General features: G+C 49.8%; 13 protein-coding genes. 10 read left to right on the forward strand and 3 right to left on the reverse strand.

Features of this window, described 5'->3' with window-relative positions; genetic code table 11:
- Positions 1-25 precede the first annotated feature (25 nt).
- The 5 genes from C7R92_RS20615 (at position 26) to C7R92_RS20635 (ending at position 4,710) form a co-directional block, all read left to right on the forward strand.
- The gene (locus C7R92_RS20615) at positions 26-226 is read left to right on the forward strand and encodes a DUF3311 domain-containing protein (protein ID WP_106835477.1); all 201 of its coding nucleotides are present in this window, start codon (positions 26-28) and stop codon (positions 224-226) included.
- The gene (locus C7R92_RS20620; RefSeq protein WP_106835478.1) at positions 223-1,662 is read left to right on the forward strand and encodes a sodium:solute symporter family protein; all 1,440 of its coding nucleotides are present in this window, start codon (positions 223-225) and stop codon (positions 1,660-1,662) included. The genes C7R92_RS20615 and C7R92_RS20620 overlap by 4 nt, the downstream gene beginning before the upstream one ends.
- A gap of 20 nt (positions 1,663-1,682) precedes the next feature.
- A complete protein-coding gene (locus tag C7R92_RS20625; protein ID WP_106835479.1) occupies positions 1,683-2,774 on the forward strand; it encodes a C45 family autoproteolytic acyltransferase/hydrolase in 1,092 nt (363 codons plus the stop codon).
- A gap of 126 nt (positions 2,775-2,900) precedes the next feature.
- Positions 2,901-3,275: a BlaI/MecI/CopY family transcriptional regulator gene (locus tag C7R92_RS20630; protein WP_106835480.1), complete on the forward strand. Its 375-nt coding sequence runs from the start codon at positions 2,901-2,903 to the stop codon at positions 3,273-3,275.
- 4 nt (positions 3,276-3,279) lie between these two features.
- Positions 3,280-4,710, forward strand: coding sequence for a M23/M56 family metallopeptidase (locus C7R92_RS20635; protein WP_106835481.1), 1,431 nt, complete (start codon positions 3,280-3,282; stop codon positions 4,708-4,710).
- 156 nt (positions 4,711-4,866) lie between these two features.
- On the opposite strand, the gene C7R92_RS20640 is transcribed toward C7R92_RS20635, so the two are convergent.
- Both C7R92_RS20640 and C7R92_RS20645 read right to left on the reverse strand, forming a co-directional pair.
- The gene (locus C7R92_RS20640; RefSeq protein WP_106835482.1) at positions 4,867-5,643 is read right to left on the reverse strand and encodes an arylamine N-acetyltransferase family protein; all 777 of its coding nucleotides are present in this window, start codon (positions 5,641-5,643) and stop codon (positions 4,867-4,869) included.
- A gap of 59 nt (positions 5,644-5,702) precedes the next feature.
- Complete coding sequence (locus C7R92_RS20645; RefSeq protein ID WP_106835483.1) at positions 5,703-7,457, reverse strand: sigma-54 interaction domain-containing protein; 1,755 nt, start codon at positions 7,455-7,457, stop codon at positions 5,703-5,705.
- A 263-nt stretch (positions 7,458-7,720) separates the two neighbouring features.
- Between C7R92_RS20645 and C7R92_RS20650 the strand changes: the two genes are divergently transcribed.
- Genes C7R92_RS20650 through gcvPB form a run of 3 tightly spaced genes read left to right on the forward strand, consistent with a single transcriptional unit; the run spans position 7,721 to position 11,555 of the window.
- The gene (locus C7R92_RS20650; protein ID WP_106835484.1) at positions 7,721-8,503 is read left to right on the forward strand and encodes an SDR family NAD(P)-dependent oxidoreductase; all 783 of its coding nucleotides are present in this window, start codon (positions 7,721-7,723) and stop codon (positions 8,501-8,503) included.
- Between the two features lie 52 nt (positions 8,504-8,555).
- A complete protein-coding gene (gene gcvPA, locus C7R92_RS20655; protein ID WP_106835485.1) occupies positions 8,556-9,941 on the forward strand; it encodes an aminomethyl-transferring glycine dehydrogenase subunit GcvPA in 1,386 nt (461 codons plus the stop codon).
- Between the two features lie 24 nt (positions 9,942-9,965).
- Entirely contained in the window at positions 9,966-11,555 is a 1,590-nt protein-coding gene (gene gcvPB / locus C7R92_RS20660) for an aminomethyl-transferring glycine dehydrogenase subunit GcvPB (protein ID WP_106835486.1), read from the forward strand.
- A gap of 64 nt (positions 11,556-11,619) precedes the next feature.
- On the opposite strand, the gene C7R92_RS20665 is transcribed toward gcvPB, so the two are convergent.
- Complete coding sequence (locus C7R92_RS20665; RefSeq protein ID WP_106835487.1) at positions 11,620-12,273, reverse strand: glycosyltransferase; 654 nt, start codon at positions 12,271-12,273, stop codon at positions 11,620-11,622.
- A 170-nt stretch (positions 12,274-12,443) separates the two neighbouring features.
- Between C7R92_RS20665 and C7R92_RS20670 the strand changes: the two genes are divergently transcribed.
- On the forward strand, positions 12,444-12,869 hold the full coding sequence (locus tag C7R92_RS20670; RefSeq protein ID WP_056489008.1) for a MarR family winged helix-turn-helix transcriptional regulator: 426 nt from the start codon (positions 12,444-12,446) through the stop codon (positions 12,867-12,869).
- 109 nt (positions 12,870-12,978) lie between these two features.
- Positions 12,979-14,370, forward strand: coding sequence for an MFS transporter (locus tag C7R92_RS20675; protein ID WP_106835488.1), 1,392 nt, complete (start codon positions 12,979-12,981; stop codon positions 14,368-14,370).
- Positions 14,371-14,379 lie beyond the last annotated feature (9 nt).

The raw sequence follows: 14,379 nt of genomic DNA on the forward strand, positions 1-14,379 counted from the left end.
AATAACAGAGAAAGGAGTGCTGATCATGAAATGGATTCATGTATGGGGGCTGATTCCCTTTATCGGGATGTTGGGGGGGCTTCCTTTTGCGAACAAGGCGACTCCCTATGTGCTGGGAATGCCTTTTCTACTTTTTTGGATCGTGCTGTGGGTCGTTCTGACTTCCGTCGTGATGGCAATTATTAATAGCATCGATCCTGCCAATCGAGAGGGGGATCATGCATGAACATCTCCATACTGATTACCTTCGCCTTTTTACTGGCAGCTATTCTGCTTGCCATTCGCTCCAGTCGGGGGAAAAAGATGAGTCTGGAGCAATGGTCAGTTGGCGGACGCGGTTTTGGAACCGTTTTCGTTTTCCTGTTGCTCGCGGGTGAATTCTTTACGAGCTTCACCTTTTTAGGCGGTAGCGGAATGATTTATCAGGTCGGTTCACCAGCCTACTACGTGCTGGCATACATGACACTGGCCTATGTTTTTTCTTATTATCTCTTACCTCCTGTATGGCGTTATGCCAAAGAGCATGGGATCGTCTCCATCTCTGATTTTTTTCGCAGTAAATATCAGAGCCCTTTTCTAGGCGTGCTGGTTTCCATCGTCGGGATTATTGCTTCTGTGCCTGTCGTCGTCCTGCAATTGAAAGGGCTTGGGATCATCGTATCGGAAACCTCCTACGGGATGATTTCGCCCACGCTCGCTGTATGGATCGGGACCATCGCCGTGACGGTGTATGTCATGATTTCCGGGATTCACGGAGCTGCGTGGACTGCGGCCATCAAGGATATTTCCATCGTGCTGGTCGTGGTGTTCCTTGGCTTGTACTTGCCGTATCATTACTTAGGCGGCTTACAGCCGATGTTTGAGGCAGTGCAAGCAGCCAAGCCGGATCATCTGACTCTCCCTGAACAGGGACAAAGCGTCAGCTGGGTCATCTCTACTGTGTTGTTGACAGCGTTTGGTTTTTACATGCAACCAGGTTTGTTTGCAGCGGCTTTGTCAGCAAAAAGCGAGAAAGTATTCCGTCGCAATACGATTATCATGCCGCTTTATACCTTGTTGCTGCTATTCGTCTTCTTTGTCGGCTATACCGCTATTTTACAGGTTCCCGGCTTGAAGGGAGCCGACGGAGACTTGGCCCTGTTGCGCCTTTCCCTCCAGACCTTTGACCCTTGGTTCATTGGAATTATTGGCGGGGTAGGGGTATTGACTGCCCTGGTACCGACCTCCGTCATTTTGCTTACCATCGGGACATTGTTCGCGACGAACATCTACAAGCCTTTGACCAAAACCAAAGAGGAAGGGCATATAGCGAAAGTAGCCAAAGTAACTGTTCCCGTCACCGCGTTCATTTCACTCTACTTTGTCATGAACGGCGGAAATGCACTGTACGCTTTATTATTGATGTCCTTTAGTCTGATTACCCAACTGTTCCCGTCACTCTTGCTGAGCCTCCTACCGAATAACCAGATCAACAAATACGGAGCATTCTGGGGAATTCTCGTCGGAGTCATTACTGTTGCCTATTTGACACTCTCCAAGACGACAATAGGTACGTTGTTTCCCGATTTACCGCAAGTCATTAAGGACTTTAACCCCGGGTTTATCGCCCTCTTCGTAAATGTGTTGGTCGCTTTCCTTGTCAGCAGGCTTAAACCATTTTGAGCAATTTGGAGGTTGTAATCATGTCGTTTCCATATTTTCATGTACGTGGTTCTGCATTTGAGCGCGGTAAACAACTGGGCGAATTGGCTCAACAGCAGATCATGCACAACATCGATACTTACAAATCCTTATTTTGGGAAATGTCCCAAGTGAAATGGGCATCGGCCCGGGCACATGCTGTCCAGTACATTTCCTGGATCGAGCGCTATGATGCCGAGATTTTAGAAGAAATCAAAGGCATGAGTGAAGGCTCAGGACAAGATCTGCTCGACTTGATCGTCCTGAATGCCCGCAGTGAAATCATCACCAATCTCGCAGGCAGCCACGCACCCTCAGACGGTTGCACCACGATGACAGCTGTCCCTGAGATCACGAAAAATCAGGAGATGCTACTCGGTCAAAACTGGGACTGGAACAATAAGGTCAAGCCAGGACTGATCATTCTGGAAATCAATCAAGCTCCCCGACCAACCATTCTGATGGTGACAGAGGCCGGAATAGTGGGGAAAATCGGTATGAACAGCGCAGGGGTAGGCGTCTGCCTGAACTTCCTCGGAACATCGGAGCGCGGTATGGGCGTACCTATTCATGTCGTCCTGCGCGGAATCCTCAACAGCCGCACACTTCCACAGGCAGTAGGTCAGGTAGCTCGATTCCCACGCGGCACCTCTGCCAATTACTTGATCGCCCATAAGGAAGGGGAAGCACTCAACGTCGAGACGACCCCGACCAACTACGATGTTCTCTATCCGACAGCTGGATGGATGGCTCATGCCAATCATTTCATCAGTCCACGAATGCTCATGATTGAGGATACAGCACGGATCATGTCCCCTGACACACACCTCAGATTGGGACGGGCCAGCAAACAACTAGCTCACTATGGGAAAAACATCGATGTCGATGCCCTCAAGCAGATTATGCAGGATCACTGTGGCAGCCCAGATGGCATTTGCAGGCATGGCGAGCTCTTTCCACCTGATCTGGGACGTCCGATGATCTCAAGCACCGTGTTCTCTATCATCATGAACCTGTCGCAGGGAACATTTGAATTGGCTGCTGGTCAGCCTTGCTCTGAGCCATATAAAGCGTACCAATTTACTAACCAGTAACTGACACGCCTCTCTTCTTTCTTTGTAAAGGTGAGGGGTTTTTTTCTATATGTTGACAATTAATGATTACAATTGTAATCTATAAAAAGCAATAGACTACAAATGTAATCAACGGAGGTGTCTTACTTGGACGAGCAACCGCGAATCTCGGATGCCGAGTGGGAGATTATGAAGGTCATCTGGGCAAAGTCCCCCGCTACAGCAGCCGATGTCATCCACACCCTGCGAGACAACAAGACGTGGAAAGACAACACAATCAAAACCTTGCTCAGCCGCTTGTTGCAAAAGGGTATTCTCACCTATGAGCAGGTCAATCGCCTCTACTATTACTCTCCTGTGCTCACTGAGGAAGAATGCAAGCGCCAAGAGCGCCAATCCTTTTTGCAGCGCGTGTACGGCGGAGCCTTAAAGCCCATGCTGGTTCACTTTTTAAAAGAAGAAAAGCTCTCCTCCCAAGAGATCGACGAGCTAAAAAAAATCCTTTCCGAAAAGGAGAAATAAGCTGGTGGATTGGCAATGGCTCACACTCACCCTCAATCAAGCATTTACGTGGACACTGTCTAACTCCATCGAAGCCAGTCTACTCGTGCTCTTGATCTTGCTCTGCCAGCAGCTCGGCAAAAAGCATTTCCCCATCCGCTGGCACCATGCCGTATGGTTCCTGCTTCTCTGGAAGCTCGCGATTCCTTGGTCCATAGACAGCACGATCAGTTTGTATAACTGGCTGCCTACTTCCCCGTGGACATCCATACAGGAAACGCACCCGCCTACGGAACCGATTGTTCTCACTACAGAGGCTTTGCATCCGCATGAATTTGCCCTCCAGCCAGATGCCTCTCTAGCAAACGAAGCGAGCTTTTCCTGGATCAGCCTGCTTTCCCTCATCTGGATCGGCGGTGTCGCCATTTTCGCTATCACCATGACTCGCAGTGCATACCGATTGCTCTCTCAGCTAAAAAACGATGTGTTCGTACAGGATGAAGCTATTTTGCGCGTCTTTTCCCAATGCCAAAAACAGATGGGCATCACCAAATCCATTCCCCTGCGCATGAGTCCTCAGATGACAAGCCCTGCCTTGATGGGAATCTGGCGACCGCAAATCTGGCTGCCGGAAAATCTTTTGGACAAGCTCAACGAGCATGAGCTGCGCCACATCTTTTTGCATGAGCTGGCGCATTGGAAAAGACGAGATATTCCTGTGAACAGCATCATGAGCGTGCTTCTGATCCTCAACTGGTTCAACCCGCTGTTATGGTATGCTGCTTCCCGCATGCGTCAGGATCAGGAAATGGCTTGTGATGCCTTGGCTTTGACTTATTTGCAGGAGACAGAGGTACCTCGCTACGGATACACCATGATCAAAATGCTCGAGCTGTATGCCTGTCCCAAACAGATTCGCTTCACAGCCGGGTTCTCCAGCTCCAAAAAACAGGTGAAAAGGAGAATAGAAATGATTCGTCACTTTCAAAAACGAGCGTATACGTGGACTCTATCTGGTATCGTGGTCGTCTTGGCTTTAGGCGTCTTCACTTTGACCGATGCAAAAAAAGTGCTCGGGAACGAGGTCCCCTTCTCTGTACCAGCAGAAGGGGAAACGAGAAGCGCACCCGATCAAACCAGCCTCTCCATCATCAACAACCTGAACACTCCAGTAAAAGCAGCCGCGGCAGGTAAGGTGCTCAAAGCTGAATACGATACAAAAACAGGGAAAGGCAACCAGGTCATTCTGGAGCATGAAGACGGGTATCAAACGGTTTACTCTCATTTGGAAAAGCTGGAGGTCACCGCTGGAGCTACTGTAACCCAAGGCCAGCTCATTGGTCTGTTAGGAAGTACGGGACGTAGCACGGGACCGCATCTTGCTTTCCAGATTCTCGAAAATGGTACACCCGTTGATCCGACGAAGCTGTTGGAGAATGGGAAAACACAAGAGTAACCTCATGCAAAAACCCATCAGGACAAGAGCGTCTGATGGGTTTTCAACGAAATATAGAATTCGAATTCAAACCATGTTGAATATTTTCACGTTTCTACTAGAGTGGTCTTTATCCTTGTTTTCATAGCCTTTCTCGCAATCGTTTCCGCTTTCTTCTTATAACCGAAAATGCTGTTTCGCCAGCTCTTTGAACCGCTCGCTGTCAATCTCTTCTTTCGTCATAACGCCATCCACCCATTGCGTAAAAGAACTGTTCGTCAACGTAACATTGCCGCTCTCCGTCAGTTGCGTAAGCAAAGGGCTTTTATTGAAGGGAGACTGTTCATGATCGGCGATAATCGTCTGAATCTCGTTTAATTCCGTTTCATCCGCCACCAGCTTCTGCGAATCAAACGTATAGCCGATCCTCCAGTCCGTATCCTTGTGCCGCAGCTTCATTTCGAGTACATAATCGCCATACTCCGTCTGCTCTTTCTTGATCCGAAACTCACCATTGCGCGAAGAGACGGTCTCCCCGGTAAACGGAACAGGCTTCAACGGCAGGTTCGAACCAAAACCCGTGTCGAGCAAATACGTTTGCCCCTCATAGGTAAGCAAAATCGTGGCATGCGTCCGACCAATCGTGTAATACTCGCCAACGTTCTGTCTGTATACAACTCCACGAATCAGATGGGCATCAAATCCATTTTCCAGCAAGAAGAAATACAGCATCGGATTGAGTTCGTAGCAAAGACCGCCTTCGTTTCTGACCAATATCTTCTCCATGATGGACTGTCTAGAGATTACCCTTGTTCGCTCATCCACAATGCACAGGTTTTCAAAAGGAATCGCCAATGCTGTCAGATCAAGGAGGCGATCCAATGTATCGAAGGTAATCGTTTCATTTTCTGGCATGCCGATTCTTTTCCGAAATAAGGCATTTAGCTCACTCATGCTTCTTCCCCCTAAATAGGCTCTCCCTCAAGTATACGCCAGGTTCCAGCTCGATTTCCTTATATGCCGAGCAGCTTTAGCTTCCGATACAAGGTGCGTAGCCCAATCCCGAGTTCTTCAGCCACCCGCTGCTTTCCTTTCAAATCACTGCCGTGCTTTTGCAACGAAGCGCGAATTGCCTCCGCTTGTGCATCGGCGACTCTTGCTTTGATAGCTGGACCTGAAGGTGAAGGAGCCATTAGAGGACGAGCACGAAGGCGCGGAGGCAAGCTGTCGACAGTCAGTACCGTGTCTTGCTCCATGTTCATGGCGTACTCGATGGCGTTTTCCAGTTCCCGCACATTGCCCGGCCAGTGATAGTGCGTGAGCAGGTTGATCGCCTCTCGTGCTATTCCGAAGAAGGTGCGTCCTGCTTGCTCTCCGTACTTCTCCATAAATGAAACGGCCAAGAGCTCGATGTCTTCCTTACGCTCTGCGAGTGACGGGACGTGAATGGGAATGACGTTCAACCGATAGTACAAGTCGGCACGAAACGCTTTTTTCTCCACGAGCTCCTCCAGATTCTGGTTCGTTGCCGCGATGATTCGTACATTGATAGGAAACGATCGCGTGCTGCCGATGCGTTCCACGACCTTTTCCTGCAAGACGCGCAGCAGCTTTGCTTGCAACGAGAGCGGCATATCGCCGATTTCATCCAGAAAAAGCGTACCTCCCTCTGCCATTTCGAACCGCCCTGGCTTTCCTCCCTTTTTGGCTCCGGTAAAAGCACCATCCTCGTAACCAAACAATTCGCTTTCGAACAAATTTTCCGGAATGCTGGCACAATTGATCGCGACAAACGGGTAGTAAGCGCGTGTGCTTGCCTCGTGAATCGCTTTTGCCAGATGTCCTTTGCCTGTCCCTGTTTCGCCGGTAATTAGTACCGTAGAGCTGCTGTTACCGATTTTCATCGCCATTTCTTTGACCTGTTTGATGGCTGCGCTGTTTCCTACGATTTGAGCCAAGCTATCCACTTTGCCAGACGATCGGCTCCCTTGATGATCCAGCAAACGCGGAACGGTAAGCGGTCCCCTCTGCACGCGAAGCACGCCGCCAATGAGCTGATTGTTGACGATGATCGGCGTGGCCTCGGTGGGAGCATCCAGCTTGTCAACGAGACAATTGGCGATCGGCAAGGAATGTGCGGCCATCCCGGATAATGACGGCAGCAGCATCCGTGAAACCTCCGCTGGCAGCAGTTCATGCTGAGACAGCAGTCTACGCGCGCTGGCATTCGTATGAATGACATTGCCACTTCGGTCAAAGGTGAAATACGCATCGGCAACGGTATCCAGCGCTCCTTCCAACAGTCGCATGGAGTCATCAGACGATTCGATCTGTCTCGTCGCATGAGACTGTACAATCGCCGTAATCATCTCGCTGACTTGTGTCAGGATTTGCTGGTATCTCTCTGTATGCTTGGATAGGCGATTTTGACCTTCCTTCGTAAAGGATGTGAGGGAAACGACCCCGATTGCATGATTGGCTACCTTAATAGAAGAGAGCAGCTCTACTTTGGCGGGACAGCTGTCGAGAAAACGGCATCCTTTGCACATTTCCATAGAGCCGGGTTTGTCTACCACATACTGACCTTTTGCCAACACGAATTCAATCGAGGGCACATGCACATTTTCACCTTTTTGTTTCAAGTAGCGCTCCGTACTCACGACCAAGAGGCCGCGCTCGTTAATCACCGCAGCATCCACGTTCAATATATCTGAAATACTAGTAATGACCTTTTCGATGGCTGGTTTGCACAGATCCAACGAAACCATGGATATCCTCCCTGTTGATTGTCCTTGCTCTCTATTTTATGAAATATTTAGATAGTTCACAAACATTTTACCACTGATGTTTGCCAATAATGACAACTCATTGCCACTTTTGTCACCGCCAGGACGGTACGAAACACAGTCGGAGCCTCGTAAAATCAGCTGTTTTGGCGATCAAGCAAGGAGCATGTTACTCGGCAGAGTCCATTCCATACTTGGCACAGTGATTGCATTATTAACTTTTCATCTAAGGGGAGTGATCAACCATGGTAAACACGAACGAGGTATTCCATTTGCATGGAAAGGTGGCCTTGGTAACTGGCGCTGCTTCCGGTATCGGACTTGCAACAGCGAAACGACTGGCTCAATTCGGAGTAAACGTCATGCTGCTTGATATCAACGAGGAGCTCGGGGAAAAGGCGGCACAGGAAATCGTAGCGGAGGGCGGGTCAGCCCGTTATTTTACATGCAATGTCGTTTCCCAACAGGATTGTCGCGAAGTAACGCAAGCGATCGAGGAAGCGTACGGTCGCATCGATATTTTGTTCAACAACGCAGGCGTGATTAGAAGAAAGACGGTCGTCGAGCTGGAAGAAGATGATTGGGATCTGGTCGTCGATGTCTCCTTGAAGGGGGCTTACAACCTCTCGAAATTCGTCATACCGGTCATGGCAAAAACAGGCGGAGGCAGCATCATTAACACTGGCTCTGGCTGGGGCATCAAGGGCGGTGACAAGGCTGCGGCCTACTGCGCGGCAAAAGCAGGCGTCGTCAACCTGACGCGGGCAATGGCGATTGACCACGGTCCGGAAAATATCCGTGTAAATTGCGTGTCACCCGGCGATACCGACACACCTCTGTTGCGTGAAGAAGCGCGCCAGCTGGAAAAGGAAGAAGGAGCATTCCTCGTCTCCTCCGCCCAAGGACGTCCGCTGGAGCGTCTCGGTTCTCCGCAAGATATTGCCAATGCTGTCCTGTTCTTTGCCAGCGACCTGTCATCCTGGGTGACGGGTTCCGTACTGGTCGTCGACGGCGGCGGTTTGGCTTAATTGATCGTTATTTCGACTGAATATTCCAACGAAGAGATGGAGGAACCATGAGATGAGCGTACAGCGTTATGCCCACCCGTATATTCCGAATTCTGCACCTGAAGTCAAAGAGAAAATGCTTACCGAAATCGGCTTTTCCAGCATCGAAGATATCTATGCGGACATTCCCGGGGAGCTGCGCCTACAAGAAAAAATGAACATCCCAAAAGCTTTGACCGAGTACGAGCTGGAGCGCCACGTCAACCAGCTGATGAACAAAAACCAAACCACAAAAGAAAATATCAGCTTCCTCGGCGCAGGCTGCTGGCCGCATTTTGTTCCGGCTGTCTGTGATGAAATCAACTCCCGCGCGGAGTTTCTGACGGCGTATGCTGGAGAGCCTTACGAAGACAAGGGGCGCTTTCAGGCGTTGTTCGAATACCAAAGCCTCGTAGCTGAACTGGTCGATATGGATGTCGTAAACGTTCCGACCTTTGACTGGGCACAGGCTGCTTCCACTGCTCTGCGCATGGCAGCACGTATCACCAAACGCACAGAGCTACTGGTCTCGAAAAATATCCATCCCGACAAGCTCTTGATCATCAAAAACTATACGTCTCCTGATCTTACTGTCACCTCGATCGATTTTGAGAACGAAACAGGCAGTCTTGACCTAAATGATTTAAAAGCAAAGCTCAGTGTGGATACAGCAGCGGTTTACTTCGAAAACCCGACCTTCCTCGGCTCCGTGGAAGTAAACGGACAGATGATTGCGGACTTGGCTCATGCTGCTGGTGCCATTTGCGTAGTCGGTGTCGATCCCATCTCTCTCGGCGTGATGGAATCTCCGGCGAATTACGGCGCGGACATTGTGTGCGGAGATTTGCAGCCGCTTGGCGTACACATGCATTACGGCGGTGGGCAATCCGGCTTTATCGCGACGCATGACGATCCGACCTACGTCATGGAATATCCGTCCCGCTTGTTCGGAATCGCTCCGACAGAGGTCGAAGGCGAATACGGCTTCGGGGACGTCGCGTACGACCGCACCTCTTTTGCCAAGCGTGAAAAAGGCAAAGAGTCCGTTGGAACACAAACCGCGCTATGGGGCATTACCGCAGGCGTGTACTTGGCGACGATGGGACCTGTAGGCATGGAAGAAGTCGGGCAAGGCATCATGCAGCGCTCCCAATACGCCGCCAAACAGCTCTCTTCCATTCCCGGAGTCGAGGCCAAATTCGCCGCTCCCTTCTTCAAAGAGTTCGTGATCGACTTTTCGCAAACAGGCAAAACCGTCAAAGACATCAACGCTGCTCTTCTCGCCAAAGGAATTTTCGGCGGAGTTGATTTGACTGAACACTACCCGGAATTGGGTCAATGTGCGCTCTACTGCGTCACGGAGGTTCATACCCAGGAGGATATCGATACACTCGTCGCTGCCATCACAAGCATTTTGTAAAAACGAAAAAGGAGGAAACCGACCATGAAAACATCCGAAGGAACAATCGACAAAATGAAACCGATTCCGAGAGATCATAAGGTACGCCGCTTCCACCAAGCAAAATGGGATGAGCCTGTCATTTTCGAGCTGAGCCAGCCCGGTGAGCGTGGCGTCGAAGTACCACCCGTCGAGCCACAAATCGTGGAGACCGTAGGCGATGGCATCTCTTCGCTGCCAGATAGCCTACTCCGGAAAAAACGGCCGAATCTTCCCGAGATTAGTCAGTACCGCGTGATCCGTCATTACTCCCGCATTTCGCAGGAGGTTCTGGGGTCAGATTTCAACGTAGAGATCGGGCAAGGCACCTGCACGATGAAATACTCCCCGAAAATCAATGAACGCTTCGTACGCTCGCCGAAAATGGCGGAGCTGCATCCGCTGCAAGACGAGTCCACTGTCCAGGGGATGCTGGAGATGACGTATCAGCTCGATCTATACTTGCGCGAGATTTCAGGAATGGACAAATTCTCGTTCCAACCGGGCAGCGGCACACAGGCGTTGTTTACCCAAGCCTCTATCGTGCGCAAATACCACGAAGCTCGCGGCGAAGGAGAACAGCGCAACGAGTTTATTACCACCCATTTTTCCCACCCATCCCAAGCAGCGACGGCCGCAGTCAAAGGCTTCAAAATCATATATGTACCAGCCGACGAAAACGGCTACCCTGATCTGGAAGCGCTAAAAGGTCTCGTATCCGAGCGAACCGCTGCCTTTGCCGTAGCGAATCCAGAGGATACAGGCATTTACAACTCCCGCATCAAGGAGTTCACAGATGTCGTTCACGCCGCAGGGGGGCTGTGCTGCTACGACCAAGCAAACGCCAACGGTTTGCTCGGCATTACCCGCGCGCTGGAAGCAGGCTTTGACATGTGCTTCTTCAACCTGCACAAAACCTTCTCCGTTCCTCACGCTTGCGGCGGACCTGCAACAGGTGCCATTGGGGTCACTGCCGAGCTTGCGCCATTCCTGCCAGGACCGATCGTAGACTTCGACGGAGAGCGTTACTTCTATAAGCGTGATTTGAAAAACAGCATCGGGAAAGTCCGCAGCTTTTACGGTGTACCACCTGCTGTCCTGCGCTCCTACGCTTGGGTCCGTGCACTTGGTGCTGACGGCTTGAGGGAAGTTGCCGAAATCGCTTGCCTTAACAACAACTATCTCTATCACAAAATCCTGCAAATCCGCGGTGCAAGCGCGCCCTATATACAAGGTCGACGCCTGGAGCAGGTTCGTTATAGCTGGCAGCAGCTAAAAGAAGACACGGGCGTCACGACGTATGATGTTCAACGCCGCATGATCGACTTTGCCCACCATTACTGGACCAGTCACCACCCGTACGTCGTACCAGAGCCGTTTACACTGGAACCGACGGAGTCCTATTCCATGGCAGAGCTCGACGAATACGTCGCGGCACTGACCCATATTTCACAGGAAGCCTATGAGAATCCGGAGATCGTCAAAACCGCGCCGCACAATAGTACAGGTCACCGTGTCCTAGAGTCCGTACTCGATGATCCTGATCAATGGTGCATCACATGGAGAGCTTATTTGAAAAAGACGGCACAAGGATAAAAAGAAAGAAACGCCAGCACAGATACGACAAGTGCTGGCGTTCTTTTCGTTGGGGAGGTTTCTTTTAGAACTGATTCGGGAACTGCTTAATGATGCCTGCTGTCAGGACATCCGCCAATGAGATGATGTGATCCTCACCTTGATCAAATGCAGCAATATCCGCTTCCCAGTCTTTTTTCAATCTCGCCTGGAGATTATCCGTGAGCAGCTTCAGATGCACGTACATCATCTCTTTTAGTTCCTTCTCAGTCCAATTAGGGTTGGCGCTGCTTAAGAACTTGGCGATCTCATCCGCATTACGGTGCCACTCCTTATCAAGCTTTGCTACAGTAGCCTGATCGCCTTTTTTGGCTGCGTCAATGATTTTGCCGCCTATCGTAATATGCTCGGTCAGCAATTCGGTAAGCTTTTTACCTGCTTCCTCTCCGTAATACGGCTTCATTGCGTTCCCGATATCGACCTGGTTTTTCAAGAGACGTGCCTGTACGGCGTCTTTGTCTTCCAGCCCTGCCAAGGCGCTTACCATATAGGTGTGGTCCCACAGCAAATGGTCAATCCAGAGCCTACGCATATCGCCCTGCAGCTTTACTTCTTTCGGCTTTATACATTCTGCCTGCTGTACATTTCCTTTCGATTCCTTGGCTGCTGCCATACTCGGCACACCAAGTAATGCCACGCAAATCATCAGCAATGTTACTTTCCTGAACACTGGAGTCATTTATTCCTTCTCCTTTTTTGATAAGTAGTGAAGCCCGCTGTTATTTTGAACAAAATTGGCTTTTTCATGCGTCTAACACATGAGTCCTGCAAATTGACACTTGTCCGAGGCATCCTTATAGTTGTCATTAGCAACAATTGCACGGACTACCTAACCTAGGAGGTTTCGCAATGAAATTAGATGAGTATATCGGCGTCATCGTGAAACGAACGGATTTAAAACTGAACAACTATTATCAAAAAGTATGCAATCCGTATAACATCACCATCGATCAGTGGATGATTTTTGTCGTGTTATGGGAAGAAGAAGGTTTGACCCAGAACGAGTTGGCAGAGCGCACCTACAAGGATAAAACGAATATCGCGCGGATGCTCTTTCTCATGGAAGAAAGAGGGTTCATTCATCGCGAAACAGATAAGAAGGATCGCCGCTCCCTTCGTGTCTATCTGACGGAAAAAGGGCGACTTTTAAAAGACGAGGTCCTTCCTCCCTCCATTGAAGCGTACGAGAAAACCATTGCAGGATTGACCGAAGAAGAAGTGAACCAATTTCGAAGAACACTCAATATCATTTATGAGAACGTGAAAAACTTGTAAAAACAAAACATATTGCAGGATGCCATTTTTTGTATATAATTAGTTGTTATAACAACAGTTTTTATAACAACTTTAAGGACGGAATATATACAAAAAAGGAGTGAACATGATGAGCACAGAAGGGATTTGGAGCACACATTACCGAGCGTTGACGATTGGTATTATTCTTGTAGTGACTGCTACAGCATTTGAAGGCTTGGCTGTCACGACAATCGCCCCCGGTCTTTCCCGAGAGCTGCAGGGAGAGGATCTTTATGGGTGGGTATTCAGTGCTTATTTGTTGGCTCAGCTGATTGGAACCGTAGTCACAGGTCAATTCGTCGATAGAAAAGGGCCTGCCCAGCCTTTTATTGTCACGATCTTGCTCTTTGCTGTTGGAATTATAGTTGCTGCAATTGCGCCAGATATGCTTACTTTACTGCTCGGGCGAGTCATGCAAGGATTCGGAGCCGGTGCCTTGGTCAATTGCGTGTATACCATGATTACTTTGCGTTACCCTGATTCCCTTCGCCCTCAGATTCTCGCTGTCTTCTCCAGCGCTTATATTCTTCCTGGCCTGTTCGGACCCTATGTCGCCGGCATTATTGCTGAACAGTTGTCGTGGAGATATGTCTTCTGGTTGATCCTTCCCTTTATCTTTCTGTCTGCACTCTTAACTACTCCCTCTTTCCGAGGCTTACAGCCGCCAAATGCAGGTGCGGCAAACAATCGTAGTCTTCTTCTGCCTTTTTTCTTGGCTCTAGGGACTGGTGCCTTGCTTTTTGGACTCGGCAAAATTCCCTCCATCTACGGTTTCCTGCTATCCATCGCGGGTTTGCTCACCCTCAGTGTCCCATTATATAAGCTGATGCCGAAAGGAACGCTCGTCGCACGCTCAGGCTTACCTGCTGTCATTGCGTCTCGGGGTCTTTTTGTCGCTGCCTATTACGGCACACAAACGTATCTTGTCCTTGGACTCACCTCGATTTTAGGATTAACCGCCGACAAAGCTGGTTTAGCTGTTGCCTCCGCAGCAATCAGTTGGTCGCTGGCAGCCAATGTACAAGCAAAGCTGGACAAGAAAGACCAAGGGGCCGGTCGAAAAAAACGAATTATCATCGGTCTCGTCATTATGCTCATCGGGGTCGCTTGCACCGTACCGCTGACGTTGATTCAACAAGACCTTTTCGGTATCGTGGTCGCAATTTTTAGCCAGATCATTATGGGATTCGGAATCGGTTTGGCTCACCCGACAAGCGGTGCGATTGCGTTTTCTCTTGCAAAACCTGGTGAAGAAGGAAAAGTATCTGCTGAAATTTCTATCGCGGATACGTTCACACCTGCGATTGTCATTGGGATGGGGGGTGCCATCGTGTCTGTGATGACTGCCTTTGAGTTTTCACTTTCTGTTGGGATTACCGTTTCCCTGCTCCTTCAGACGTTCATCGTCCTACTGGGGCTGGCATCTGCTGCCCGACTGGCGACAAGTTCCGTATCTGTTCAAGAAAAAAGGACACCTTGAAAGGTGTCC

Source organism: Brevibacillus porteri (assembly GCF_003013475.1).
Lineage (GTDB): Bacteria > Bacillota > Bacilli > Brevibacillales > Brevibacillaceae > Brevibacillus > Brevibacillus porteri.

Bases quoted from the DNA above. Each gene is read 5' to 3' on its own strand.
- C7R92_RS20615 (WP_106835477.1), top strand. From the start codon at position 26: ATGAAATGGATTCATGTATGGGGGCTGATTCCCTTTATCGGGATGTTG.
- C7R92_RS20625 (WP_106835479.1), top strand. From the start codon at position 1,683: ATGTCGTTTCCATATTTTCATGTACGTGGTTCTGCATTTGAGCGCGGT.
- gcvPA (WP_106835485.1), top strand. From the start codon at position 8,556: ATGAGCGTACAGCGTTATGCCCACCCGTATATTCCGAATTCTGCACCT.
- C7R92_RS20640 (WP_106835482.1), bottom strand. From the start codon at position 5,643: ATGAGTGAGCTAAATGCCTTATTTCGGAAAAGAATCGGCATGCCAGAA.
- gcvPB (WP_106835486.1), top strand. From the start codon at position 9,966: ATGAAAACATCCGAAGGAACAATCGACAAAATGAAACCGATTCCGAGA.
- C7R92_RS20670 (WP_056489008.1), top strand. From the start codon at position 12,444: ATGAAATTAGATGAGTATATCGGCGTCATCGTGAAACGAACGGATTTA.
- C7R92_RS20675 (WP_106835488.1), top strand. From the start codon at position 12,979: ATGAGCACAGAAGGGATTTGGAGCACACATTACCGAGCGTTGACGATT.
- C7R92_RS20645 (WP_106835483.1), bottom strand. From the start codon at position 7,457: ATGGTTTCGTTGGATCTGTGCAAACCAGCCATCGAAAAGGTCATTACT.
- C7R92_RS20665 (WP_106835487.1), bottom strand. From the start codon at position 12,273: ATGACTCCAGTGTTCAGGAAAGTAACATTGCTGATGATTTGCGTGGCA.
- C7R92_RS20650 (WP_106835484.1), top strand. From the start codon at position 7,721: ATGGTAAACACGAACGAGGTATTCCATTTGCATGGAAAGGTGGCCTTG.
- C7R92_RS20620 (WP_106835478.1), top strand. From the start codon at position 223: ATGAACATCTCCATACTGATTACCTTCGCCTTTTTACTGGCAGCTATT.